The following is a 24,695-nucleotide window of genomic DNA, read 5'->3' on the forward strand; positions in this document are numbered from 1 at the left end:
GTTTAACAATATAAATATTCATAGTAATATTCTGCTGAATAAGTGAATTTACTACTATAAGAGAATATCAACGTTACATATGGAGAGGAATGTGTATGGCTCAAACAGAACTGAACCTTCCTAGGAGGGATTAAAATAAATTCATTTTATAAACCGAATGAATTGGCTAATATTGGATTTAAAGAAGTGGGAGAAAATGTGAATATCAGTAAAAAATGCAGTATCTACGGAGCTGAAAATATTTCGATTGGGAATCATGTGAGGATTGATGATTTTTGTATATTAAGCTCTGGAGAAGGCAAGATAAAAATAGGCTCTTATGTACATATAGCTGCCTATACTTCTATATATGGATCTGGAGATGTAATGATCCACGACTTTTGTGGTATAAGTTCTAAGTGTTCATTGTATAGTTCGAGTGATGATTTTAGTGGTATATGCCTAACGGGTCCAATGGTTCCAGAACAGTTTAAACATATGATTAGTAAAAAAATAACTCTGTATAAACATGTTGTTATTGGATCTATGAGTACGATTATGCCGGGTGTCTCGATTGGTGAAGGGACAGCAATTGGAGCTTATAGTTTGATTTTGAATGACATAGAGCCGTGGGGCATCTTCGTTGGGGTACCTGCTAAGAAGCTTAAAGATAGGAAAAGAGATCTTTTGAAAATGGAGGAATCTTTGTACAGATTAACGGAGTGAAGAAGGGGAAAGTGATCCATTAGCAGTTTAAAGGGAGGAAGATATTTTGTTTCATCCAACTCAAGCGCTAAATGAATTGCAAGTTAGAAAAGCGGATCGCACTCAACATAATAATGTTGAATCTACAATCAATAATCTTAAAATAGGATTGATTTTTAATTTAGATGATTATAATACGTTAGAACAGCTTGGTTCCCTTACTTTTTCTATGGGCTATTTGGAAGATGCCAAGTTTTACTACTCAAAAGCGTTAGCAGTAGCACAGCCAACACAAGTGAATGAAGTGTATCATGAGTTGTTTTTAATCGAGACAGCCATGCAATTGAAGTATGATGATTTTATGGTAGATCGCCCCACTCGTTTTTTGGACCATTTTATTCGTTATTTGTATGAATGCTCCAATCAAAATCATGTTTTTAACCTAGATATTGATTGGCTTTCTTATATAGGGGTTTCCATAACAGATAGAGTGCTCATTGATACGAGCACGGAGTTGAGACAATTCTTTGATCATGTGGATGGCTTAATATACTTGTATGATCGTCTGAATAATGAAGATTCACGAAATGTGTTGGTTAATGTCATTGCACTTCGAATTTGGGGGAGCAAAAGAGTAAAGTCAGTTCTTAGTAACTCTGCATATTGGAAGAGAAGAAGCTTAATCTACGGTTTATCACAACCAAATAATATCATTTACAACAATCATTGGGTGCTGACATTCTATGATCTTGGCAAGGTTGGTTATCCTATCCGTTTGTATTGTCTGAATGCTGGGATCAGCAATACTTTTATGGAGAAGCAGTACGAGTATACAGGATCCAATCATCGAATAAAAGTTCAGGCTGGAGATGTGGTAATAGATGCTGGCGGTTGTTGGGGTGATACAGCTCTTTATTTCGCTCAGGAAGCAGGAGCAGGCGGTCAGGTTTATTCTTTTGAATTTATCCCATCTAATGTAAATACGATGAAGAAGAATCTTGATTTGAATCCACACCTAAAAGACAGGATCAAGATTATTGAACAGCCAGTTTGGAATACATCTGATGAATTATGCTATTATTTGGACAATGGGCCTGCCAGTATCGTATCAAATACGAAGATAGAAGGTGGGACTGGAGAAACAGTAACTTTGTCCATTGATGACTTAGCTATCCGACACGATATCAAAAAGGTAGATTTTATTAAGATGGATGTTGAATGTGCTGAGATGAAGGCCCTGCAAGGTGCTGTGAAGGTAATCACGAAATTCAAACCAACTCTCGCGATTGCGGTGTATCATCATATGGCTGATTTTGGTGACATATGTCGTTTTATTTCGGACCTAAATCTAGGATATAAGTTCTTTTTAGGACACTATACGATTACTAGAGAAGAAACGGTATTGTTTGCCGTCACAGAGTAACAAGTTACTAGTAGTGTTCACTTTGTCGTTCTACTATCTCTAGATGGGTGGAGGATGTATGTCAGAGACTAAAAAAAGACGCCTTGCGGTGATTGATACATACTTTCCATGGAAATTAAGTGGCTTTCGTTATTGGGAGAGTTATGAAATTTGGAAGCATAGGCCAGATACATTATTTTTTGCATCACAGTTGAATAGTGATGAGTTTCCGGCAAAAGTATTTCCTTTTTCCCAATTTCAACAAGTAGCTGAGGAAGAAGGGATTACTGACGTATATTGTGTTTTTCTGAATTTGACTTTGAGCCTACTAGGCCACCCGATAGCACCTGGATCGAATGCTTCGTTAAATATCAGATCATTTTTAGACCAAAATCATATCAGATTACATTCCACTTTGTATCCTGGAGGAGGCTTAAACCCTTTTACACCCCAAGAGCATATCCTCCTTGCTGCAGATGGATGTGAGACGGTTTTCTCAAATATTAGAGAAGTTCTAGAGGTTGCGACCAAGTCAAAGCATGTTATAGCAGCAGTAAATACGGACCACTATTCGTACCTACCTAAGGCAGAAAAATTACCAATCGAACTGGTTTTCTGTGCCCATAATGCGCCTAGAAAAGGCTTTGACATGCTAGTTGAAGCTTTTAATCAACTGGATTTGGATTTTCACCTTCATTTAATTGGTGATTGGGAAAATCAGCTGTATAAACTCCAAAATCCAAATTATACTTTCTATGGTCCTTTGAATCCTGCGGAACTACTACCTATTTATCGGAAATCCCATGTGTTTATGAATTGTAGCGTTCCAGATGAAGAAGCACTTGATGGCTTTCCGACGACTTCAGCATCAGATGCTATGTCTACAGGATGCCTATTAATTACTACAAATCCACGTAACGATACGTATTTTGTCCAGGCTGATACTGATTATTTAAAAGTCTCTAGCTCTCAAGAAATAGTTGATTACCTTAATTGGATCAAAACAGACTTATCATCAGCACTTCAGATTGGAGTAAATGGGGCTAAGAAAATACATGAATATTATAGTTGCCAGGCAAATGTCCCTAAAAAGTTAGCCTGTATGTTTGGTTCTAATGAAAAAGTGAGCGCAGGATTTCATCAAATACCAGATTGAAGTAGCCAAAAGACAAAAAAATAAATCTTTCCACGTCATCTACATCACTATACGTTGACTTCAACCGTTTTTTGGATAAAATAATGACGAGAAGGTAGACGTGTAGTATCGTTTACCTACATTGGAAGGATGTGTCCAGCTTGAGCGACAACCTCACTCTTGAGCAAATTAGAGAAACAGCTATGGTCGATTTAGCATACATAGCTTTAGAACAAAATAGTGGTCAACCACTACTCTATCGTGATTTGGTCGAGTATGTATCGAAGACCAAAGGATTCACAGAAGAAGATGTAACCCAATACATCGCTCAATTCTACACTGATTTAAACGTAGATGGTCGTTTTGTATGTGTAGGTCGTAGCTTATGGGGCTTGCGTGAATGGTACCCAACCGATCAAGCGACTGATTCTGCGATTGCAAGTAACATCCTAGACGATGATGACTTTAGTGATGAGTTATACGAAGAGGAAAGCGATGACTTCGCTCCAGAACCGATCGAAGAAGATCCACTGTACACTGTAGGTTCTGAAGACGCAGATGAGCCAGACGATGATACAGCGGACGGTTTTACTGAGGAAGACTTAGATGGGGAAGAGGACGAAGACGAGGATGATGAGTTAGATCTCGAGAATGAAGACGAACTCTAAGAACGCTTCGTAGGTACCTAAGGGAATAATAAAAACCGACATGACCGTATTCAATTGGAATGTCGGTTTTTTATGAGTTTAAAAATAAAATGATATTTTTGACTAATGAGTTTATTGACAGCGGTAGTGAATTTAGTTAGAATATTTTCTGGGCTCATTAAAAATGGGTACACAAAATCATGACGAAATCAACCGAGCGCCTCTATTTATTTAGGGGCGCTTTTTCTGTTTTTCTGGAAGAATGTTTTTTAAAAAGGGAATGCTTTTTGATATAGGAGGAAAATGGAGATGAAAACGAAATTTGTGTTTGTAACGGGTGGAGTCGTTTCTTCGTTAGGAAAAGGGATTACCGCTTCTGCTTTAGGGCGGTTGCTAAAAAATCGTGGCCTAAAAGTAACGATTCAAAAGTTTGATCCATACTTAAATATCGATCCAGGCACGATGTCCCCTTACCAACATGGTGAAGTCTTTGTAACGGATGATGGAGCAGAGACGGACTTAGATTTGGGACACTATGAGCGCTTTATTGACATAAACCTAAGCCAGAACAGCAACGTCACTACAGGTAAAATTTATCAATCGGTTATTAAGAAAGAACGTCGCGGGGATTATCTAGGAGGCACGGTACAGGTAATCCCTCATATCACCAATGAAATCAAAGATCGTGTATTTCGTGCGGCTCGTGAAACCCAACCAGATGTAGTGATTACCGAGATTGGGGGAACCGTCGGTGATATCGAGAGCCTTCCTTTCCTTGAAGCCATTCGTCAGATTAAAAGTGATGTAGGTCGTGAGCATGTGATGTACATTCACTGTACACTAGTTCCGATGCTACGCGCGAGTGGAGAGCTGAAAACGAAGCCAACACAGCATAGTGTAAAAGAACTGCGCAGTATTGGTATTCAGCCAAATATCATCGTAACGCGTACAGAATACCCATTGACCGAATCCATGAAGCGTAAAATTGCTCTCTTCTGTGATATCGATCGTGATGCAGTCATTGAAGCTCGCGATGCAGAAACATTGTACGAAATCCCACTCATGATGCAAAAAGAGGGATTGGATGAGATCGTTGTAAAACATTTTGGTCTCGATGCGCCAGAAGCGGACATGAAAGACTGGATTGCCTTGGTACAAAAGGTGAAAAACTTGAAGCGCCGGACTAAAATCGCGATCGTCGGGAAATATGTTTCCTTGCAGGATGCGTATATGAGTGTCGCTGAATCATTGCGCCATGCAGGCTTTGAAAATGATGCAGAGATTGAAATTAAATGGGTAAACTCAGAAGATGTGACAGAAGAAAATGTGACAGAGTTGCTCGAAAGTGTAGATGGCATCCTTGTTCCAGGTGGTTTTGGAGATCGTGGAATCGAAGGCAAAATCATCGCGACTCGTTTTGCCCGTGAGCAAAAAATTCCATTCCTCGGGATTTGCTTGGGCATGCAGATGATGTGTGTAGAAGGCGCGCGTAACGTGGTAGGCCTTCCATCTGCTGATAGCTCTGAATTTGATCCAAACACTCCATATCCAATCATTGACCTGCTACCTGAACAGAAAGAAGTTGAGGATCTAGGTGGGACACTGCGCCTTGGCCTATACCCTTGTAAAGTCCGAACAGGCACGCTGGCTCATAAAGCATACGGAGAAGACCTCGTCTATGAGCGTCATCGCCATCGTTACGAGTTTAACAACGAATTCCGTGAACAGATGGAGCAAGCAGGATACGTATTCTCTGGAACCTCCCCAGACGGTCGTCTTGTAGAGATAGTAGAGTACAAAGACCACCCGTGGTTCCTGTCAGCCCAATTCCACCCAGAGTTCACCTCCCGTCCAAACCGCCCACAACCCCTATTCCGCGACTTTGTAGCTGCATCGTTGCATGTAAAAAAGTCGAGTGGAGTAGAGGTATAATATGATAAAGAAGCTGTCTCCAGAGGGGATAGCTTCTTTAGATAAAAAGGACATCTCCCGTCATATATTCGTGGGGAGATGTCCTTTTTGATGATCTTAAAAGCCTTATTTATTGTTTCGGAGTTGGACTTCCTACAGCCCAATCTTTCACGGAATCCGTATCAATCATCGGATCAATCCGAGAAATCGACTTTCCTTTTCCTGCTGTAATATTCCAATCGGGGGCTTTTTCATAAGCGACAAAGTCGAGTGTGCTCCCGGACTTATCTTTCAGTGTAAGCTGGTCACCGTTATTATTAAGCGATAGCTTCATTCCTGTCACATCAGGCTGAATTCCGAATCGTACTTGGAAACCAGCTTGGTTTCGAGCGATTACGATTCGTTTTCCGGATGCTATAGTTGTGCCAGTGGGAATCTTGTAAGTGGCTACATCGTCTGTAAGGGAGTAGTCACTAAGGTTGAGTGATTGACTGCTATGGTTATATAACTCTACATATTCTTCCATCGCATCGTTGCCTGCGGTATCATAATGGACTTCAGAGATACGAAGCTTGCTTTTCCCTTCTCCTGGATCAGGTTTCTTGGCTCCGTCCGTAAAATCCCACCAAAAGACATCCTTGTAGAAGCTCGCTACCTCTGCGTTTTCGACAATGACACCCGCCTCTCGATTGTTTTCTGGACTATTTCGCGACCAGTTAATACTGGATACAAGCACCTTGTGATCGGCGATGATTCCTTTGTTATGAATCTTATCTACATGAATGGCGGACTGATTAAAGAGCTTTGCTTCCATGTCGAGCTTTTCACGTGATGCGATTTCGTTGATATATTGGATCGTATATTGATTATCGCGTGGATCTGATGCATCTAGGAAGGAAGCATCGAGTACCACGCGAACCTTCACCCCGCGTCTCGCCGCGTTGATCATTTCTTCCAGATAAATATTAGGTGTCGATTTAGGGGAGCCCGTTTTGGTATCGCCCCAGTGCTTATGAATATAGAGTTGTTCCACAAATAGCTCTGACTTCGCATTGCGCATCATTCCAAGGATCGCTTTTTCCTGTAGCATCGTAGAGTCTGGAGCAAATACAGGGGTTACAGTAAATGAACCGTTTATATCTTTGGCAGGGAAAAGGGCCGGGTAATTGCCAGTCGGATTACTCGTATCAGGAACGAAGCCTACTGAAGGTTCCCCGTACTTGGTGCCAGGCGTATAAGGAAAACTATCTCGGAATGATGGATTCCAATCTGCTTCAAAAACCTTTTCTACGTAAGAAGCAAAGTCAGGGTTTTGGATGATGATTCCCCAGCCCCGATTCCCATACGTGTTGGTAGTAGGGACACCCGTGCTTTTCCAGTTTTCACTTTGCATCAATACGCGGGTACCATCTACAATGGCATACTTGGCATGATTAAATCGGTATCGTTTATACCGTTCATTTGCCGTATCGCTGATGATAAAGCGGACCTGCCCACCCGCATTTGTGATTTGCTCTGCTACGTATTTTGATTGATCGAGGAGTCCCCCTACAGGTTGTCCTTCTAAGAAGACACGCACTTTTACCCCACGCGCTAGAGCTTTTTTCATCGGTTCTAGCAAATAGGTGTTTTGAAACTCGTAGACATTTAAATCAATCGTTTTTTGAGCGCTATTTAGGTATTTTTCGAGCGTGCTAAAACTACTATCGGGAGAGGTATAAGGGGTGACCGTTCCATTGAATGAAAAGCTGGGTAAGTCAAACCGTGATTGCCCTGCTTGATAGACACGGAGTTGATTGAAATCAGCACGGGTATTGGTATCCTCCCAAGTACCGTTAGACTCTGTGCGATCCCGGACTGTCACGACTCCAGATGGTTTAGTGGGGACCGTTTCTCCTGACCAGCCAGTTCCGTTATAAGATGAGTTACCATAAACAACTGCATCCACCACGGTATTTCCATTTTGCAGGAGGACTTCTCCACCGCTATTGGAGAGGGCTCCGATACTTGAACTCATTTGCGGAGTGCTCGGACTACTATCTGCTCCGTATTCAAAGTCCGGGGTAATCGTTACAAATTCTTGCAGAAACTTACTCGCATTCTTCGTGATATACAGTGTTTGATTCGGGGAAACAGAGGTGCCACTTGGAAAAGACATACTATTTTTCCCACTCGTGAGCCGCCAGCCTGCGATATTCACCGAAGCACGAGTCGGATTCGTTATCGCTATGAACTCCTCAGGTTCATTAGGAAGATTGGTGTCCACATACACTTCCGTGATCAGTACATGATCCACAGGAGAGGCTTGGACAACCGATGAACTAGGAAACACGACACTAGCCAACATAGCAACTGACGCAAACAGAATAGATAACTTTTTCATAGATAGTTCCCTTCTATGATGGAATTGGATTACTACGTTATCATATAGTTTATGTACTAATGTGTAAATATTAATTACTATCTGTTAAGTTAAAATAGTGTAAATATATCTTAGGCTGTAGGAAATCTTATTACGATTCACTATAGCAAGAGAAAGCCATTAACATCGCAACCTGTTCCATTTATGGATTAATGTAATAGGACTCATAATCTTATAGTTCATAAAAGAGGATGAATCTTAATAGACTCATCCTCCAACTATGTTTATTAATATATCAATGAGAATCCTTATATAACGTCCATAGCTACACTTACAAAATCGAGCTACGACTTCTCAAATAAGGGACGATCTTCAAGTAAAATGGCACAAATACAATCGATACCAAAATCCCTTTTATCAAGTTAAAAGGCGTAATAATATTGAGGATAAAGGTAGTCTTCGCTGTTGGATCGGTAATCGCTGCATAAAGCGGCAGGAAGACAAAGAAATTAGCCATCGCCATAAAGAGCGTCATCATGAGGGTAGCAGCGATGAAGCCATATACAAAGCCCTTCCAGCCCTGAAATTTACGATAGATGATGGAGATGACAGAGACAAAAATACTTCCAGCTAGGAAGTTAGCTATGACTCCGATAATCTCGCCTCCTGCAAACATCAGGTGAAAAGCATTTTTGATAAACTCGATTACGATGCCTGCTAAGGGACCGAAGAGAATGGCTCCCACGAGAGCGGGAAGCTCACTGAAGTCTACTTTGAGAAAGATTGGTATAGTAGGAATTGGGAAGCTAATGTTCTCAATTAAAAAAGAGATTACACCTAATAGTGCGAGTAAAACCATCTTCGTTACCTTGCTTTTTTGTTGCATCAGAACAACACTCCTCTAGTGATTTGTGAATTCTGATGACAACCGTACGAATCATGGCAATAAAAAACCGAAGCAAAAAGGAGTGCGGTTCTCCTTGCTTCGGGGTTGTGTGTACGCCAAATACGAACTACGGAGTTTTCGTAAACTTAAGGGTAAAGTTATACTCAAAAAAGCCCGTAGATACTCTGTTTTTCAACAGTCGTACGAGTTATCATCCTTCTCCCATCCAGACTATACTGTCGGCCCCGGAGTTTCACCGAGTCAACCGCTATAAGCGGGTCACGGGCTGAGGTAGTGTAGACTACCATCACCGTCGGTCGGGAATTGCACCCTGCCCCGAAGGATCCATGAAATATATTCATTTTTCCATACCATATAACTATAAAATGTTACAGAAGATAGGTCAACTTACTTATATTTAAAATCATAATAAAAAATCTGGATACACACATTGACATATCGAGAAATCGTGATATGATTAAGTTATGGAACCAATTGAGATCTTTAAAGCTCTAGCGAATGAATCAAGATTGCAAATTTTACATTGGTTGAAGGAGCCCGATCGTCATTTTATGCCCCCTGAAGGGATCGATATGAATGTAACAGGGGTATGTGTTAGTCAGATAACAGATAAATTGAAAATGACACAATCGACTGCTTCCCAATATCTCACCATACTTTTAAGAGCTGACCTGATCAAGGCGGCACGAATCGGAAAGTATACTTACTACAAAAGAAATGAGGACACCTTTGAAAAGATTGCTGACATGATGAAATCAGAAATCTGATCATACGAAAGTCCAGTTTCATATCGTTGTAAAATAGACATCTTTGGATGTAGGTGTCTATTTTTACAAAACAACAAATCTACATATCGCGATTTGTTAAATAAAAATATAGTAAATGATAAGGAAGTAGATTATGATGTCTAATACTTGGAAAGTTTATATTTTAGCCTTAGCCAGTTTTTTAGTAGGAACCTCAGAGTATGTGATTTCGGGTACTCTAGATAAGATTGCTCATACACTTGGGATTTCCATCGGTGCTGCGGGCCAATTAATTACGATCTTCTCCCTTGTATATGCGATTTTCACCCCTATTTCGATGGCTTTGACAGCTAGTATGGATAGACGAAAATTAATGATGTATGCTCTTGGCTTGTTTGTGGTAGGAAATATCGTAGCGTATACACTACCTGGATATGGATCGTTTATTGTGGCTCGGGTTATTATGGCACTTGGAGCAGGTATTGTGGTGGTAAATGCATTAAGCATCGCAGCTAAAATCGCACCAGAAGGAAAGAGAGCTAGTGCCATTTCTACTGTTGTAATGGGATTCACCGCTTCTCTTATTATTGGAGTTCCTATCGGAAGAACGGTGTCAGCAGCATTTGGCTGGAAGTCTGTATTTGGTGGAATTGCCGTATTGGGATTACTCATCATGGTGGTTTTATACTTGATTCTTCCTCAAATCAAAGGGGATAAGCCTGTACCTTTACTGCAACAACTTGCTCTTTTTAAGAATCCTAAAATTGTAACGGGATTATCGATCACCTTTTTCTCAATAGGTGGATATGCAATTGCTTTTACGTACCTGTCACCATACCTTCTTACGGTTTCTGGGATCAGTGAAAGCATGATGAGTGGAATTTTACTTATGTTTGGTATCGCAAGTTTGGTAGGATCCAAATTCGGTGGATTTAGCACCGATCGCTGGGGAGTATCTCCTACGTTGATCGGTAGCATGGCTTTGCATGTCATCATGTTAATTTTGCTATCTGTTGTAACCGGCTATATCGGAGTGATGATCATTCTGATACTATGGTCGTTCGCTGCATGGACTACAGGACCAACACAACAATATAATCTATCTACTTTAGAGCCAGAGGCATCCAGTGTATTGCTTGGTATTAATCAGTCTATGATGCAATTAGCAATGTCTGTAGGTGCAGGGGTGGGCGGTCTTTTCGTAGAGAAGGTATCCTTGTCTTCTGTTACTTGGCTCGGAGCATTTAGTGTTGCGATTGCGATGGTTGCTACTTTCATCTTGTTTAGTAAACAGAAAGCATCGAATTTGAAAGAAGTAAGCCAGTGATATGGACTGAGTAAGTTATGATTTATGATTGAATGATAAAGAGCCCTGTTTCTCATAGCGAGACTGGGCTTTTTGTGTGGAGAGAAGGTTTGCTTCTTAGCAAGACTGTTGAAATCATTTGGGTGATCGAGGGCCGGAGAGTCTATTCGATACCTGCTCAGATACCGATCCTGCGAAGAAGTAAGGATGTCCGCTCCGCAATCCTTCGCTAGGGCAGGTGCAAAACTCGCAAAGTACGCTCGAACAGGTTGCACCAAAAGCGCCCTACACTACGGATTGCTATGCTAAGTAGGATCGCTAACACCAATCGAATAGACTCTCCTTTCCCTTCGTCCCAATTTCTGATTCATCAACAGACTTCTAAGAATGTTGGATAGGGAGCAGTTTAGACTTATCATCTGAAGCAGAAGCCAGTAAAAGTGGAGTAGGGGCAATGTGTCTGACCATAGCGATGTTAGTGAGCCTACCGAGCGCAGTTCTTCGTAGCTAGGGTGTTTTGTGGCAATGTTTGAGCGTTCTTTGCGAGTTTTGCCACTTGCCCGAAGCGAAGAAGGACGGAGCGGACTTGCTTTTCCGCATCTTCGCGGCTCACTATTTGAGCTGTGGTCAGATACATTCCCCGGGACACATTATCTCCGACAAGCCTAGTATTTGGCTTTTTTATTCCCCACGAGTTGCTTGATACGCCGACAACGCAGTATAGACCGTTTCAAGCGTAGGTGCCTCCATTTGCTCTGGTTTCACTCCTAACAAATATCCATGAAAATGATCCGTTTCAATCGGCTGTCCTTTTTCAATATCACGAGACATCGATGATTTCATACTCTCATGCAAATGTAGAGATCTCTTCATAACTTGTTGATAAACCTCATCAAAATCAAGCTGTGGTTCTTGAGATTGGGCAATCTGGATAATCTCTTGTGCCAGCTTGCGATACGTTTGCTCACCCGTAGGTGTATTCCAGATGGTACCGATACTACTGCGAGTAAGGGATGTCATGCCACTCATGGTGGAGATAAACACATATTTTTTCCATACATCAAGCCCGATCTGCGGGCTTTGGGTTACGTTACATGCTACACCTGAAAATAAGTCCGCCATCTGGTCCATACGCTTACTGGCCTGTCCAGACCATTCCCCATATACTAGATCATGAAAAGGGCTGTATTGCTCAATATGTCCCTTTGCATTTACGGTAGACTCGATAACGCAAAGCCCTCCGAGGATCTTCTCTTTTCCATAACGCTCTTGTAAGATAGGGAAGTGAGCAAAGCCATTTAATAAAGGGAGGATGGCAGTGTTAGATGATACGTAAGGATCTAAAGAAGTTAATACATCCGTTAAGTGATATGCCTTTACAGATAAAATAATGAGATCAAAAGGCTTTGTCGATTGTCCATATGTAATGGTAGGTACAGCTAATGTGGCATCACCGTGAACGCTTTTCAAAATCAAGCCTTCCCTGTTTAACTGCTCTTGTCGCTTTGGACGGACGAGAAACGTAACATCCGCCCCTTTTTCAAATAATCTGCCTCCGAAGTAACCACCAACTGCGCCTGCGCCAACTACGAGTACTCGCATACTTCCTTCCCCCTTAAGCATTTTTCTCTATATTAACACTTTCCATAAAATGATGAGAAAAAAGAAAGTGGCTAAAAAGAAGGAAAAGATCTTGTTAAAACGAATTTAAGTACACGTAGGTAATGGACCGCAAGGAAAAACGGAGGGCAGTTAATGGAATGCAAAAAAGTACTCGTTGTGGATGACCAATACGGAATCCGAATCTTAGTCAAAGAAGTCTTTTCCAAATATCCATTACAGGTACTTCAAGCAGCCAATGGAATGCAGGCACTTGAAATTGTGCAGAGTGATCGTCCGGATTTGATCTTGCTAGATATGAAGATGCCGGGCATGGATGGATTAGAGATTTTACGTCGACTAAAAAAGATGGATGAAACACTAAAAGTGATTATGATGACGGCCTATGGAGAATTGGATATGGTAGAAAAGGCCACTCATCTAGGAGCGTTGGCTCATTTTACAAAGCCGTTTGATATTGAGGACCTGTGTAACGAAGTGATTCGTCAATTAGCATCATGAATGGAAGTCAGGAGGAATGGGTGTGGAAGTGAAAATTCGATTGCGTATGAGCCAAGCGGATGCTCATTATGGTGGAGATTTAGTGGATGGTGCGAGGATGTTAGCCTTATTTGGAGATGTAGCTACGGAGCTACTGATCCGAAATGATGGAGATGAAGGCTTGTTTGTGGCTTATGATGAAGTGGTATTTACGGGTCCAGTATATGCCGGAGACTACATAGAGGCAGTAGGAAAGATTACGAAAATCGGGAATACATCTAGGAAAATGAGCTTTGAAGCGTATAAGGTCATTGAAGCAAGCCGTGATCCAGAGTGTCCCTATAAAGCATTTGTATTAGAAGAGCCAAAATTGGTTACCAAAGCATCTGGCACCTGTGTGGTACCTCCTAGGTAAAACAAGGGCCTTTTTTGCATTGGAAAAAGAATAAAACAATCCATATATCACAGGAGAGTATATTTATGCAAAAGTTGATTATTACAGTCGCTTTAGTAGGTGCAGAGGTTCGCAAGGAAGATACGCCTCATCTACCGATCACGCCAGATGAAATAGCAGAGCAAGCACAAGAAGTGTATGAAGTAGGTGCCTCCATCGTTCATATCCATGCAAGGGACCGGGAGGGTAATTCAACACAAGATAGGGAAATATACAGGGAGATCATCGCGAAAATTAGAGAACGATGCCCCATTATCATCCAAGTATCGACAGGTGGAGCGGTAGGCATGACAGAGGATGAACGGATCCAGCCAGTAAGCCTAAAACCAGAGATGGCTACCTTAACGACCGGAACGGTTAACTTTGGGGAAGAGGTGTTTATGAACTCAGCTACTCAGATTCGTCGTTTTGCGTTAGAGATGAGGGAGAATGGAGTTCGTCCAGAGTTTGAAATTTTTGATACGGGGATGATTGAAAACGCTTACAAATTAGTTCGCGATGGCTATGTTCGTGGGCACCTACATTATGATTTTGTGATGGGAGTTCCAGGAGCGATGCCTGCAACACCTGAACAGTTATTATTTGTGAGTAAACAGATTCCAGAGGGAGCGACGTGGACTGTTGCCGGAATTGGTCGTGCCCAATTACCAATGTCTACTATGGCGATTTTATTAGGTGGTCACGTTCGCGTTGGCTTAGAAGATAATATATATTATAAAAAAGGTGAATTAGCGACAAATCGACAATTGGTGGAGAGAGTGGTGCGGATTTCCCGGGAAATAGGTCGGGAAATTGCGACTCCTGACGAGGCGAGGAAGATCCTGCAAATTTCATGATCCCTCTCGCAGAAGAAGGACTCTTCTGCTAAGATGAATTTGTTGAAGTTAATTGAGGGGGTTGTACATATGGCATTAGTGTCTATGAATGCATTTTTACCACAAGCCAAAAAAGAAGGGTTTGCGGTAGGTCAGTTTAATATCAACAACCTAGAATATGTTCAAGCAATTGTAGCGGCAGGGAAAGAATTAAATTCTCCCTTGATCTTTGGTGCCAGTGAAGGTGCGATTCGCTATATGGGCTTAAAAAATGTCGTAGCATTATCGAAGATCGCGGCAGAAGAATCCGGTTTACCGATCGCACTTCATTTGGACCATGGAAGTAGTTTTGACGTGGTTATGCAATGTATCCGTGAAGGATTTTCTTCTGTTATGTTTGACGGTTCTCATTATCCACTAGAAGAAAATATTCGTCTGACCCAAAAGGTTGTCGAAGCGGCTCATGCTGTAGGTATATCAGTAGAGGGTGAGCTTGGAACTATCGGTGGGGTAGAAGATGACTTGGACGTAGCTGACGAGGATGCAACCCTAGCCAATGCGAAGGATGCGATTCGTTTCTGGCAAGAGACAAGAGTTGATGCGATGGCAATTGCCGTTGGGACTGCACACGGAATTTATAAAGGCGAACCAAAAATTCGTTTTGATATCATTGAAGAAGTAGCCAATGCAATCGATGCGCCTATCGTCCTCCACGGTGGTTCGGGTGTACCGGATGATGCGATCCGTAAATCTATCACCCGTGGTGTAGGGAAGATCAACGTAAACACAGAAAACCAAGTAACCAGTACGAAGCTTGTACGTGAACTTCTTACAAGTAATCATGAAATGATTGACCCACGTAAATACTTAGGTCCAGCACGTGACGCAATTAAGGAGACGGTAAAAGAAAAAATTCGTCTCTTTGGTAGTGAAGGAAAAGCATAAGCTCGCTTTCTGTCAGAGGTTGGATGCATAGTTTGAGGGCAATCGGGTACAATGGCAGTAGTTGAACAAGTAAAGAGTAGATAGATAGGGCGGGATATAGCCTTATTTATCTACCTTTTGTTTCTTACATAAAGGAGTGGAAATAGATGAAGTTTTTTTTAGATACAGCAGTTGTAGAAGAAATTCGTGAAGTTCATTCATTAGGATTACTATCAGGTGTGACGACCAATCCGAGCTTAATCGCTAGTTCTGGTCGTGTATTTGAAGAAGTACTTGCTGAGATCACTAGCTTTGTAGAGGGTCCAGTGAGTGGGGAAGTTATGTCTCCTAACCATGAAGGCATGATCGAAGAGGGCGAGCGCCTTGCTAAAATTGCCCCTAACTTAAATGTAAAACTTCCGATGACCTTAGAAGGGTTAAAGGCAGTTAGTCACTTTGCTAAAAAAGGAATTCAGACAAATGTTACCTTGATTTTCTCTGCTAACCAAGCCTTGATGGCAGCACGAGCAGGCGCGACTTTTGTTAGTCCGTTTCTAGGGCGTTTGGATGATATTAGCTATGATGGTGTGGAGCTCATCCAACAAATCCGTGATATCTTTGACACCCATGGCCTTGATACCCAAATTATCGCTGCTAGCGTCCGTCATCCGATTCACGTGACCCAAGCGGCACTAGCTGGAGCAGATATCGCGACTCTTCCATACAAAATCCTTACTCAAATGGTGAATCATCCGCTCACCACTCAAGGGATTGCTAAGTTTGAAGCTGACTGGAAAAATGCGAAGTCAAACTAAGTAAAATGAATTGTTACGAGAGGGAACCCTGCTGATGTGTAGTAGGGGTCCTTCTTTGTTTAGCAGGCATGTTGATGAAAGGAATATGGGGTTATCGAGGTCCGGAGAGTCTGTCCGATCATGGCTCAAATACCGATCCAGCAGAGAAGTGGAAACTGTCCGCTTCTCAATCCCTCGTTAGGGCAGGTGCAAAACTCGCAAAGAACGCTCAAACATGTTGCACCAAAAGCGCCCTACACTCCGAATTGCTACGCTAAGTAGGATCGCTAACCTCGCCCTAATCTCCCAAACTCTCCGACCCAATTAATAGTTTGCCATTTGATGCAAGCAGAACAGAGATACGACTCGAACCAGCCCTATTACCCAGCTAATTCATACAACGACTCTTCCATCTTTTTACACCATGTGTTACATTTATGCCAAATATAATACACTAATTAAAAGATATGCTATGCTAATTTACATAATAGGTACGATCGAATAAAGGAGATGGATAGAATGGAACGAAGTTTAACAATGGAACTAGTACGCGTCACAGAAGCCGCTGCCATTGCTTCAGGTCGTTGGATCGGATCAGGTCGGAAGGACGAAGCCGATGCAGCTGCTACATCAGCTATGAGAGAGGTATTTGATACCATTCCCATGCGTGGAACCGTTGTAATCGGTGAAGGGGAAATGGATGAAGCGCCGATGCTTTATATCGGAGAGCGCCTTGGGCTCGGCTACCTCCCTGAAGTAGACGTGGCAGTTGATCCACTAGAGGGAACCAATATCGTGGCTAATGGCTTATGGAATGCGCTCGCAGTCGTTGCAATCGCTCCAAAAGGTGGCCTGTTACATGCTCCTGATATGTACATGGACAAAATAGCAGTCGGCCCTAAAGCAGTGGGACAAGTTGATCTAGATGCACCTGTCATCGATAATCTAAAAGCTGTCGCGAAAGCAAACGGCAAAGATATAGAAGATCTAGTAGCCGTTTTATTAGACCGTCCTCGTCATGCGAAGATCATCGAAGAGATTCGCAAAGCGGGTGCGAGAATCAAATTAATTCCTGATGGAGATGTAGCTGCCGCCCTAAACACAGGCTTTTACGATACAGGTGTTGATATCCTGTTCGGTTCGGGAGGTGCGCCAGAAGGTGTGCTAGCTGCGGTAGGGTTAAAGTGCCTTGGTGGAGAAATGATAGGTAGACTTTTACCAGAAGATGAGGAGCAGTTCCAACGTTGTTTACGAATGGGGATTGAAGATCCGAAAAAAGTGTTGCGAATGGCGGATCTCGTTCGTACGGATGATGCGATTTTTGCCGCAACTGGCGTGACGGATGGTGAGTTGTTACGCGGTGTTCGCTACAAAGGGGATAAAGTTCAAACACATTCTCTTGTCATGCGGGCCAAAACAGGTACAATTCGTTTTATGGAAGGAACGCACAGATTAGAAAAAAGACCAAATACCGTGTTAGAATAGGTGGACCTGTTCCCACACTGGAACAGGCCATACGTTCGAGTCTGAAAAAAGTGGTGATACCTATTTATGGATTATACATTAAGTGATTTAGAGAATCAGAAACTCACAGATTTGTATAAATTGGCGAAAGAATATCAGATTCCATACTATAGCCAACTTAAAAAGAGAGAATTGATTTTTTCGATTCTAAAAGCAAAAGCAGAAAAAGATGGATTGATGTTTATGGGTGGCGTGTTGGATGTTCTTCCAGAAGGATATGGCTTCTTACGCCCAATCAACTTCTTACCTTCCTCTGAAGATATCTATATATCTGCTTCTCAGATTCGTCGCTTTGATCTTCGCCCTGGGGATTTAGTCTCCGGAAAAGTACGTGCTCCTAAAGAAAATGAACGTTTTTTTGGCTTACTACATGTGGAAGCTGTAAATGGACAAGACCCCGAAGTAGCAGCTGAACGCCTTCATTTCCCTGCACTTACTCCTTTATATCCTCAAAATCGACTTCTATTGGAAACAACGCCAGAAAGAATCTCGACTCGTACGATGGATTTAATTGCTCCAGTAGGTCTTGGGCAACGTGGCTTAATTGTCGCTCAACCAAAAGCTGGGAAAACGATGTTATTGAAAGAAATAGCGAATAGCATTTCGGAAAACTATCCAGAGATTGAGCTATTCGTTCTATTAATTGACGAACGTCCTGAGGAAGTAACTGACATGCAGCGTTCTGTCAAAGGTGAAGTAGTAAGTTCTACCTTTGATGAGTTACCAGAAAATCATATAAAAGTGGCTGAGCTTGTCCTAGAAAGGGCGCAACGTTTAGTAGAATCGAAGAAAGATGTTGTGATTTTATTAGACAGTATTACAAGGCTCGCGCGTGCTTATAATCTAGTAATTCCGCCAAGTGGTAGAACCTTGTCTGGTGGGATTGATCCTGCGGCTTTTCACCGTCCAAAACGCTTCTTTGGAGCGGCTCGGAATATTGAAGAAGGTGGAAGCTTAACTATCTTGGCGACGGCCCTTGTGGATACAGGATCTCGCATGGATGATGTGATTTATGAAGAATTTAAAGGTACGGGCAACTTAGAATTACATCTGGATCGGAAATTGGCAGAACGCCGAATCTTCCCTGCGATCGATATTCGTCGCTCTGGAACTCGTCGTGAAGAGTTATTGATGAGTAAGCAAGAACTAGAGAAAATCTGGTCTATGCGTAATACTCTTTCAGAGCACAATGATTATACAGAAGCTTTCATTCGCAAATTAAGAAAAACAAAATCGAACGAAGAGTTTTTAGCCTCTTTAGATCCAGAGAAACCGAGAACTTCCGGCAGACCTACTACTGTTTCCTAAAGCATGTATTTCTTTTTTTTGACATACAACACTCTCAACGCACATAAGAATGTTTCGGGTACGTACCCTAACCAATCCTTGATCTGAGGTGTTGATGAAATGTCCCGCAAAAAAGCGCTTTTGGCTTCTTCATTGGCCATTTGTTCTGCATCTACTGCTTGGGCGATAGGTACCGATTCTCATTCGACAATCGGTGACAACCTGGGAAAGACGGATGGCGATGGTGAGCCGTTGCAGATTACCATGCGGAATACAGCCAATGTCCTTCCGAAGCTCACGTATTACGCAGGTAACTTTGCAGAACTCAAAAGTAAGTCGATCTTGTACAGAGTGCAAAGAGGTGACACACTAAGCCAGATCGGCTCACTTTTCCAAGTGCCACATCCAGAGATCGCTAATCAAAATGAAGTGCAGAATCCACGCTTATTGTCAGTTGGGCGTAATCTCACCATTCCGCTCAGGGTGAAGTTGGTCGCTGTTCGTTCTGGAGATACAATCGATTCCATCGCCAGTACGTATCGAACGACTAAAGATCTACTTCTTCACCTAAACCCGTCGCTTGAAGAGTCATCCGCTTTATCTGTCGACAGCTTACTTTTCGTCCCCAAAGATGAGTTGATTGCTTCGCCGCAGCCAAAAGAAGAGGCTCCTAAACAATCCACTCCACAAAAAATGAAAGTAAGTAAAACTACCCCAGCAAACAAAAAAGCTGTCAAGATAGTTCCCCCTCGATCAGATAATGAACGGTTTATCTGGCCTGTTAACGGTAGAGTGACGAGTAACTTTGGTTGGCGAAATGGACGTCAGCATAAAGGAGTGGACATCTGGAGTGAGCAGAAGTCCAAGGAACCCATTTTTGCTGCGGCGAGTGGAACAGTTGTAAAAGCAGGGTATTCGGGTGCTTATGGGAATTTAGTTGTGATCGACCACGGCAATGGTTGGGTCACATACTATGCCCATTTGAGTCGAATATTGGTTGGAAAAGGAAGTTCGGTTTCCCAAGGGGAACAAATAGGTTTTATGGGAATATCAGGTAATGCGACCGGCTATCATCTTCATTTTGAAGTGCACAGAAACGGTTCTGTGTTAAATCCATTGCAAGTATTACCTAAGTAAGCCATAAGCCATAAGCCATAAGCCATCTTTCACTTTGGAACGGAGAAATGGACATAGCTAGATCGGTCCCTCATCTTGCAGTCCTAAAGCGTTCATGCTATAATACTTCAGTAGTTTTCAACTCGAAAACGTTTAGGATCGGATTAAGGAAGAGGTGAACTCGATGAAAGCAGCTATTCATCCAGAATACAAAGCCGCTACTGTAAGTTGTGCTTGCGGTAACACTTTTGAAACTGGGTCGACCAAAGCAGAATTGAAAGTGGATATTTGTTCCGCTTGCCATCCATTCTATACAGGTAAACAAAAAATGGTTAACGCAGGTGGTCGTGTCGATCGTTTCAAAAAGAAATATAACCTCGGTTAATATGGATAAATTTGAATGGGGTTTCCCATGGGCAAGCGAGCTATCACCCGCTTGCCTTTTCATTTTCTTGGAGCAATACATTCATAGTATGGGAGGTACCGTCTTTGCAATTAATGCATAAAGAAGGTTGGATTGAGGTTATCTGTGGCGGGATGTTTTCAGGGAAGAGCGAAGAGTTAATTCGCCGCATTCGAAGAGCGAGAATTGCCAAGCAGGAAGTTCAAGCTTTTAAGCCAGCAATCGATGATCGGTATCATGCTGAATCGATTGCCTCACATAATGGCCTTATGGCTGAAGCAAAAGCGATTCAAGATCCATACGAAATTTTATCCGCCGTCGAGAATACGACAAATGTGGTGGCAATTGATGAAGTGCAATTCTTCAGTGAAGAGATCGTAGAAGTGTGTCAAACGCTAGCAGATCGCGGCATGCGGGTGATCTGTGCAGGGCTAGATACCGACTTCCGTGGGCAAGCTTTCGGACCTACTCCTCATTTGCTTGCTATCGCTGAATACGCGACGAAGCTACAAGCCATCTGTGTACAATGCGGTCAGCCCGCTGCTAGAACCCAACGTCTGATTGATGGGAAGCCTGCTGGAAAAGATGAGCCGATTATTTTAGTTGGCGCCGATGAGCAGTACGAAGCCCGTTGCAGGCATTGCCACGAAGTGCCTGAAGAAAGAGAAAAATAATAACTGATTCATTTTACATACATAGAGCCCCCGTTGGGCTTTTTTCTTTTTTGTTTTAGATAAGGGAAGTCTTCAAACTACAGAAGGTCGAACGGAGAGAAGAAACGAAGGACTTGCCAGGGAAGACAAGTATATTCTTCTACCATATAGATGAAATTGTGGAAGCGAAAGGGGTTCGACTTTCCACAGAAACCCTCCAAGCTTTCTTATCGGGTGATAAGTAGTGCTTGGAGGTGAATTCTTATTTCACTTCATCATATGCTGATGGAACATGCTCTATGACAAAAAGGACGAGCGTGACTTGTGAATATTTTTTGAAGATGCAAATCGGATTTGTTTACGAGAAAAAATAATCTAAAGTTCCCACTAGGATGTTATAAGAAGCATGAATGACCATCGTATAGGTTGTAGAATAACGTTTTCGGAAGTACCCCATGCCCAATCCCAGAACCAGAACAACCGCAGTGCCGATGCTAAGACCGTAGTTAGAATGAGTGAGAGCAAAGAGGATACTGGTTAGAATGATCCCAAAATAAGGCTGCAGAGCCCCGCGGAACACCAGCTCTTCTCCTAAAGCTGCTGCGAGGCCGATGGAGATAATGCCGATTGCACTATTAAAGAGTGGGGCCATCAGTGCTTCGTTTACCTTCAATACTTCTTGATCTTCCGATAACCCGAGCTGCGTAAAAACAATCGTAAGTCCCCATTGCAAGATGACAAAGACAACTGCTACAGCAAGCGCACCTAAAAGTTGCTTGAAGGTGAGGCGAGAGAGTCCAAGCCGTTCTCTGGTTTGTTGCCAATTTCTTCTGGTCAGATAACCCACACCTATAACAGCAAATACAGCACATAAGATGTTTTGGGCCCAAATGCTAGAAAGAGTAGAGACGAGTGTGATATTTTCTTGTTGTACCTCTGAGAGACTCGTGGGCACGATTAATGATTGAAAGAGTGTAGTAGGGATCAAGATGCTGGTTAGTAAAGCAAACGTATGTACATGTGAATGTGGATTGATGGGAATCACTTTCGCTAATCCTTTTCTGACAATCGGGATTAAGAAGGAAAGTCCTAGGATAGAAACAAAGATTAAAGCAATGGTATACATATTTTTAGTAGGAGTAAGTAATGCAATGAGTATCACGAGAAGAAACATGCATGCATAAAGGGCTTGTATGACATGAGAGACGCTATTCCAGCTGTTGGTTCCCTTCACTTGTACTGTGTAATCTACTTTGTTTACGAGGTATGCAAGTAAGATCAGGAGTGAAAATGATGCGATTAAGAAAATAATTTCCGTATAGTCATTCATGATAATGCTCCTTTTTATAAATAATATATCTAGATGGTACCATATCAGATGAGGGATCTTTCTCATTTCTCATTAGTTGTGTTAGAATAAATCTTATGCTATCAATTCCGATATATTGTTAAGTTTGTCTACCGAATAAGGAGTGAGCCCCATTGCTGGATCGTCTGGAAGCGATTCATCGCCGCTATGAAGAGCTAAGTCAATTACTCTGTACACCAGAAGTAATTAGCGACTCGAATAAATTGCGTACCTATTCAAAAGAGCAATCCTCGATTGAAGAGCAAAATCAAGCTTATTTAGAATATAAACAAGTACTTGAACAATACCACGACGCAAAAGCGATGCTAGAAGATAAATTAGATGACGAGATGCGTGAGCTAGTCAAGATGGAACTGGATGAGCTAACCCCTCGCAAAAAAGAGTTAGAGGAAAAAATCAAAGTACTTCTATTGCCGAAAGATCCAAATGATGATAAGAACGTAATCGTCGAGGTTCGTGGTGCGGCAGGAGGAGATGAAGCTGCGTTATTTGCCTCTGATCTCTATCGTATGTATACCCGGTTTGCGGAACGTCAAGGCTGGAAAGTAGAAATATTGGAGATGAGTGCAACAGGCCTAGGTGGCACGAAAGAGGTAGTCTTCTCCATCCAAGGAAATGGTGCTTACTCCCGTTTGAAATTTGAGAGCGGTGCGCACCGTGTTCAGCGTGTTCCTTCTACTGAGTCAGGTGGACGAATTCATACTTCGACCGCTACAGTGGCGGTACTGCCAGAAGCGGAGGAAGTAGAGATTGAGGTCCACGAAAAAGATTTGCGGATTGATACGTTTTGTTCAAGTGGACCTGGTGGACAAAGTGTAAACACGACGAAATCTGCGGTTCGGATTACTCATATTCCAACCGGGATCGCTGTTTCCTGTCAGGATGAGAAATCGCAAATTAGTAATAAAGATAAAGCGATGCGTGTTCTTCGTGCTCGTTTGTATGATATGAAGCAACAAGAGGAACTAGCGAAACAAGCAAGTGCACGTAAAAGTGCGGTAGGGTCCGGAGATCGTAGTGAACGAATTCGTACCTACAATTTCCCACAAAGCCGTGTAACCGATCATCGAATCGGCTTAACACTTCACCGTCTAGATGCGATTTTAGATGGAGATTTGCAAGAAGTAATCGATACCTTGATTGTGACGTATCAGCAAGAGATGTTACAATCTGGCACAGAAGGTTAATCTGGATCAGGAGGAATCCCAATGCATACCGGTCAAACGATTCGGGAAGCATTTGCAGGGGCTTCCTCTTTTTTACGAGAAAGAGGAAGCGATTCGCCCGAATTTGAAGCAGAGTTGTTATTACGACGTTTATTAGGATTGAATCGAACTGGGTTATTTATGAAGATGGTAGAGCCTTTTCCGGCAGATGTAGCACTACAGTGGAATAAGTGGCTCGAGCGTAGAGCTGGCGGGGAACCGATCCAATACATCGTCGGAGATCAAGAGTTTTATGGGCGTGTATATGCGGTAAGTCCCTCTGTTCTCATCCCGCGGCCCGAAACGGAGCTATTAGTCGAAGGTGTTCTTCAAGAAGGAAAGAGCCTCTTTGGAGATGAGGAAGTTCGAGTAGCAGAAGTAGGAACTGGAAGCGGTTGCATTTCGATTAGTTTGGCTTTAGAGGCGCCTAAGTGGGCTGTGACGACCGTTGATCTCTCTTCGGAAGCCCTAGAGGTTGCTAGACGAAATGCGACCTCCTACGACGTTTTAGAACGAGTAACGTTCATGCAAGGAAATTTAGTGGAACCACTCATCTCGCAAAGAGACCAATTTCAGATCTTTGTTTCCAATCCACCTTATATCTCGAGCGATGAGATGCTAGGCTTAGAAAAACAGGTCCGGGACTTTGAACCACACCTTGCGTTACATGGCGGTGATGATGGGCTAAATCCCTATCGTTTGCTTTGCCGTGATCTATGTTCGTGGCCCAATCTCAGGCTGGTCGCCTTTGAAATAGGAGCTAGTCAGGGAGCAGAGGTTGAAAGATTGGTGCAATCGATTCCGAGTATCTCAAAGACAGAAATTCGTCAGGATTACGCTGGTTTGGATCGTATGGTCTTCGGATGGCGCCATAGGTAACTGGTAAAATTTTTCATAAAAAACAGATTAAATCCCCCATGACTTGTCCATACTGAAAGTAGGATGATGAGG

General features: G+C 42.5%; 25 protein-coding genes and 1 riboswitch. Of the genes, 21 read left to right on the forward strand and 4 right to left on the reverse strand.

The features are described from left to right. Nucleotides 1–135 precede the first annotated feature (135 nt). From EDD57_RS04290 to EDD57_RS04310, 5 genes are all read left to right on the forward strand, one after another. On the forward strand, nt 136–705 hold the full coding sequence (locus EDD57_RS04290) for an acyltransferase (RefSeq protein WP_131848250.1): 570 nt from the start codon (nt 136–138) through the stop codon (nt 703–705). A gap of 46 nt (nt 706–751) precedes the next feature. Beyond that, nucleotides 752–2,107 carry an FkbM family methyltransferase gene (locus EDD57_RS04295; RefSeq protein WP_131848251.1) on the forward strand — a complete coding sequence of 452 codons (1,356 nt, stop codon included), beginning with the start codon at nt 752–754 and terminating at the stop codon, nt 2,105–2,107. 58 nt (nt 2,108–2,165) lie between these two features. Further along, the gene (locus tag EDD57_RS04300) at nt 2,166–3,242 is read left to right on the forward strand and encodes a glycosyltransferase family protein (RefSeq protein WP_131848252.1); all 1,077 of its coding nucleotides are present in this window, start codon (nt 2,166–2,168) and stop codon (nt 3,240–3,242) included. A 140-nt stretch (nt 3,243–3,382) separates the two neighbouring features. After that, nucleotides 3,383–3,889, forward strand: coding sequence for a DNA-directed RNA polymerase subunit delta (gene rpoE / locus EDD57_RS04305; protein ID WP_243649434.1), 507 nt, complete (start codon nt 3,383–3,385; stop codon nt 3,887–3,889). A 288-nt stretch (nt 3,890–4,177) separates the two neighbouring features. Beyond that, nucleotides 4,178–5,800 carry a CTP synthase gene (locus EDD57_RS04310; RefSeq protein ID WP_131848253.1) on the forward strand — a complete coding sequence of 541 codons (1,623 nt, stop codon included), beginning with the start codon at nt 4,178–4,180 and terminating at the stop codon, nt 5,798–5,800. 109 nt (nt 5,801–5,909) lie between these two features. On the opposite strand, the gene EDD57_RS04315 is transcribed toward EDD57_RS04310, so the two are convergent. Then, nucleotides 5,910–8,162 (reverse strand): lamin tail domain-containing protein, encoded by a 2,253-nt coding sequence (locus EDD57_RS04315; RefSeq protein WP_131848254.1) that lies wholly within the window; start codon nt 8,160–8,162, stop codon nt 5,910–5,912. A 310-nt stretch (nt 8,163–8,472) separates the two neighbouring features. After that, nucleotides 8,473–9,027: an ECF transporter S component gene (locus EDD57_RS04320; protein ID WP_131848255.1), complete on the reverse strand. Its 555-nt coding sequence runs from the start codon at nt 9,025–9,027 to the stop codon at nt 8,473–8,475. A gap of 210 nt (nt 9,028–9,237) precedes the next feature. Continuing rightward, nucleotides 9,238–9,375: riboswitch (FMN riboswitch) on the reverse strand. Nucleotides 9,376–9,512: 137 nt separating this feature from the next. On the opposite strand from EDD57_RS04320, the gene EDD57_RS04325 reads away from it, so the two are divergent. The 3 genes from EDD57_RS04325 (at nt 9,513) to EDD57_RS14315 (ending at nt 11,769) form a co-directional block, all read left to right on the forward strand. After that, nucleotides 9,513–9,815 (forward strand): ArsR/SmtB family transcription factor, encoded by a 303-nt coding sequence (locus EDD57_RS04325; protein WP_131848256.1) that lies wholly within the window; start codon nt 9,513–9,515, stop codon nt 9,813–9,815. Nucleotides 9,816–9,951: 136 nt separating this feature from the next. Continuing rightward, nucleotides 9,952–11,121, forward strand: coding sequence for an MFS transporter (locus EDD57_RS04330; protein WP_131848257.1), 1,170 nt, complete (start codon nt 9,952–9,954; stop codon nt 11,119–11,121). A 504-nt stretch (nt 11,122–11,625) separates the two neighbouring features. Continuing rightward, nucleotides 11,626–11,769 (forward strand): hypothetical protein, encoded by a 144-nt coding sequence (locus EDD57_RS14315; protein ID WP_165873665.1) that lies wholly within the window; start codon nt 11,626–11,628, stop codon nt 11,767–11,769. A gap of 12 nt (nt 11,770–11,781) precedes the next feature. On the opposite strand, the gene EDD57_RS04335 is transcribed toward EDD57_RS14315, so the two are convergent. Next, the gene (locus tag EDD57_RS04335; protein WP_165873666.1) at nt 11,782–12,702 is read right to left on the reverse strand and encodes a ketopantoate reductase family protein; all 921 of its coding nucleotides are present in this window, start codon (nt 12,700–12,702) and stop codon (nt 11,782–11,784) included. A 153-nt stretch (nt 12,703–12,855) separates the two neighbouring features. Between EDD57_RS04335 and EDD57_RS04340 the strand changes: the two genes are divergently transcribed. The 11 genes from EDD57_RS04340 (at nt 12,856) to EDD57_RS04390 (ending at nt 21,191) form a co-directional block, all read left to right on the forward strand. Further along, nucleotides 12,856–13,221 (forward strand): response regulator, encoded by a 366-nt coding sequence (locus tag EDD57_RS04340; protein WP_131848259.1) that lies wholly within the window; start codon nt 12,856–12,858, stop codon nt 13,219–13,221. Between the two features lie 16 nt (nt 13,222–13,237). Continuing rightward, on the forward strand, nt 13,238–13,615 hold the full coding sequence (gene kal, locus EDD57_RS04345) for a 3-aminobutyryl-CoA ammonia lyase (RefSeq protein ID WP_131848260.1): 378 nt from the start codon (nt 13,238–13,240) through the stop codon (nt 13,613–13,615). A 65-nt stretch (nt 13,616–13,680) separates the two neighbouring features. Next, on the forward strand, nt 13,681–14,490 hold the full coding sequence (gene kce / locus EDD57_RS04350) for a 3-keto-5-aminohexanoate cleavage enzyme (RefSeq protein ID WP_131848261.1): 810 nt from the start codon (nt 13,681–13,683) through the stop codon (nt 14,488–14,490). A gap of 69 nt (nt 14,491–14,559) precedes the next feature. Then, the gene (gene fba / locus EDD57_RS04355) at nt 14,560–15,414 is read left to right on the forward strand and encodes a class II fructose-1,6-bisphosphate aldolase (RefSeq protein ID WP_131848262.1); all 855 of its coding nucleotides are present in this window, start codon (nt 14,560–14,562) and stop codon (nt 15,412–15,414) included. Between the two features lie 146 nt (nt 15,415–15,560). Continuing rightward, nucleotides 15,561–16,208, forward strand: a complete 648-nt coding sequence (fsa, locus tag EDD57_RS04360) for a fructose-6-phosphate aldolase (protein ID WP_131848263.1) — start codon at nt 15,561–15,563, stop codon at nt 16,206–16,208. 74 nt (nt 16,209–16,282) lie between these two features. Further along, the gene (locus EDD57_RS04365) at nt 16,283–16,465 is read left to right on the forward strand and encodes a hypothetical protein (RefSeq protein WP_131848264.1); all 183 of its coding nucleotides are present in this window, start codon (nt 16,283–16,285) and stop codon (nt 16,463–16,465) included. Nucleotides 16,466–16,706: 241 nt separating this feature from the next. Beyond that, nucleotides 16,707–17,672, forward strand: coding sequence for a class II fructose-bisphosphatase (gene glpX / locus EDD57_RS04370; protein WP_131848265.1), 966 nt, complete (start codon nt 16,707–16,709; stop codon nt 17,670–17,672). A gap of 66 nt (nt 17,673–17,738) precedes the next feature. Beyond that, complete coding sequence (gene rho / locus EDD57_RS04375; RefSeq protein WP_131848266.1) at nt 17,739–19,019, forward strand: transcription termination factor Rho; 1,281 nt, start codon at nt 17,739–17,741, stop codon at nt 19,017–19,019. Between the two features lie 99 nt (nt 19,020–19,118). After that, nucleotides 19,119–20,135 carry a M23 family metallopeptidase gene (locus tag EDD57_RS04380; RefSeq protein ID WP_131848267.1) on the forward strand — a complete coding sequence of 339 codons (1,017 nt, stop codon included), beginning with the start codon at nt 19,119–19,121 and terminating at the stop codon, nt 20,133–20,135. 163 nt (nt 20,136–20,298) lie between these two features. Next, nucleotides 20,299–20,499, forward strand: coding sequence for a 50S ribosomal protein L31 (gene rpmE, locus EDD57_RS04385; protein ID WP_131848268.1), 201 nt, complete (start codon nt 20,299–20,301; stop codon nt 20,497–20,499). A gap of 104 nt (nt 20,500–20,603) precedes the next feature. Next, entirely contained in the window at nt 20,604–21,191 is a 588-nt protein-coding gene (locus EDD57_RS04390; protein ID WP_131848269.1) for a thymidine kinase, read from the forward strand. A 337-nt stretch (nt 21,192–21,528) separates the two neighbouring features. Here the strand turns inward: EDD57_RS04390 and EDD57_RS04395 are convergent, their stop codons facing one another. Continuing rightward, nucleotides 21,529–22,500, reverse strand: coding sequence for a CPBP family intramembrane glutamic endopeptidase (locus EDD57_RS04395; RefSeq protein ID WP_165873667.1), 972 nt, complete (start codon nt 22,498–22,500; stop codon nt 21,529–21,531). Nucleotides 22,501–22,652: 152 nt separating this feature from the next. Here EDD57_RS04395 and prfA point away from each other — a divergent pair, with 152 nt between their 5' ends. Both prfA and prmC read left to right on the forward strand, forming a co-directional pair. Further along, complete coding sequence (prfA, locus tag EDD57_RS04400; RefSeq protein WP_131848271.1) at nt 22,653–23,726, forward strand: peptide chain release factor 1; 1,074 nt, start codon at nt 22,653–22,655, stop codon at nt 23,724–23,726. A 21-nt stretch (nt 23,727–23,747) separates the two neighbouring features. After that, nucleotides 23,748–24,623, forward strand: a complete 876-nt coding sequence (prmC, locus tag EDD57_RS04405) for a peptide chain release factor N(5)-glutamine methyltransferase (protein ID WP_131848272.1) — start codon at nt 23,748–23,750, stop codon at nt 24,621–24,623. Nucleotides 24,624–24,695 lie beyond the last annotated feature (72 nt).

Source organism: Baia soyae (assembly GCF_004341445.1).
Lineage (GTDB): Bacteria > Bacillota > Bacilli > Thermoactinomycetales > Thermoactinomycetaceae > Baia > Baia soyae.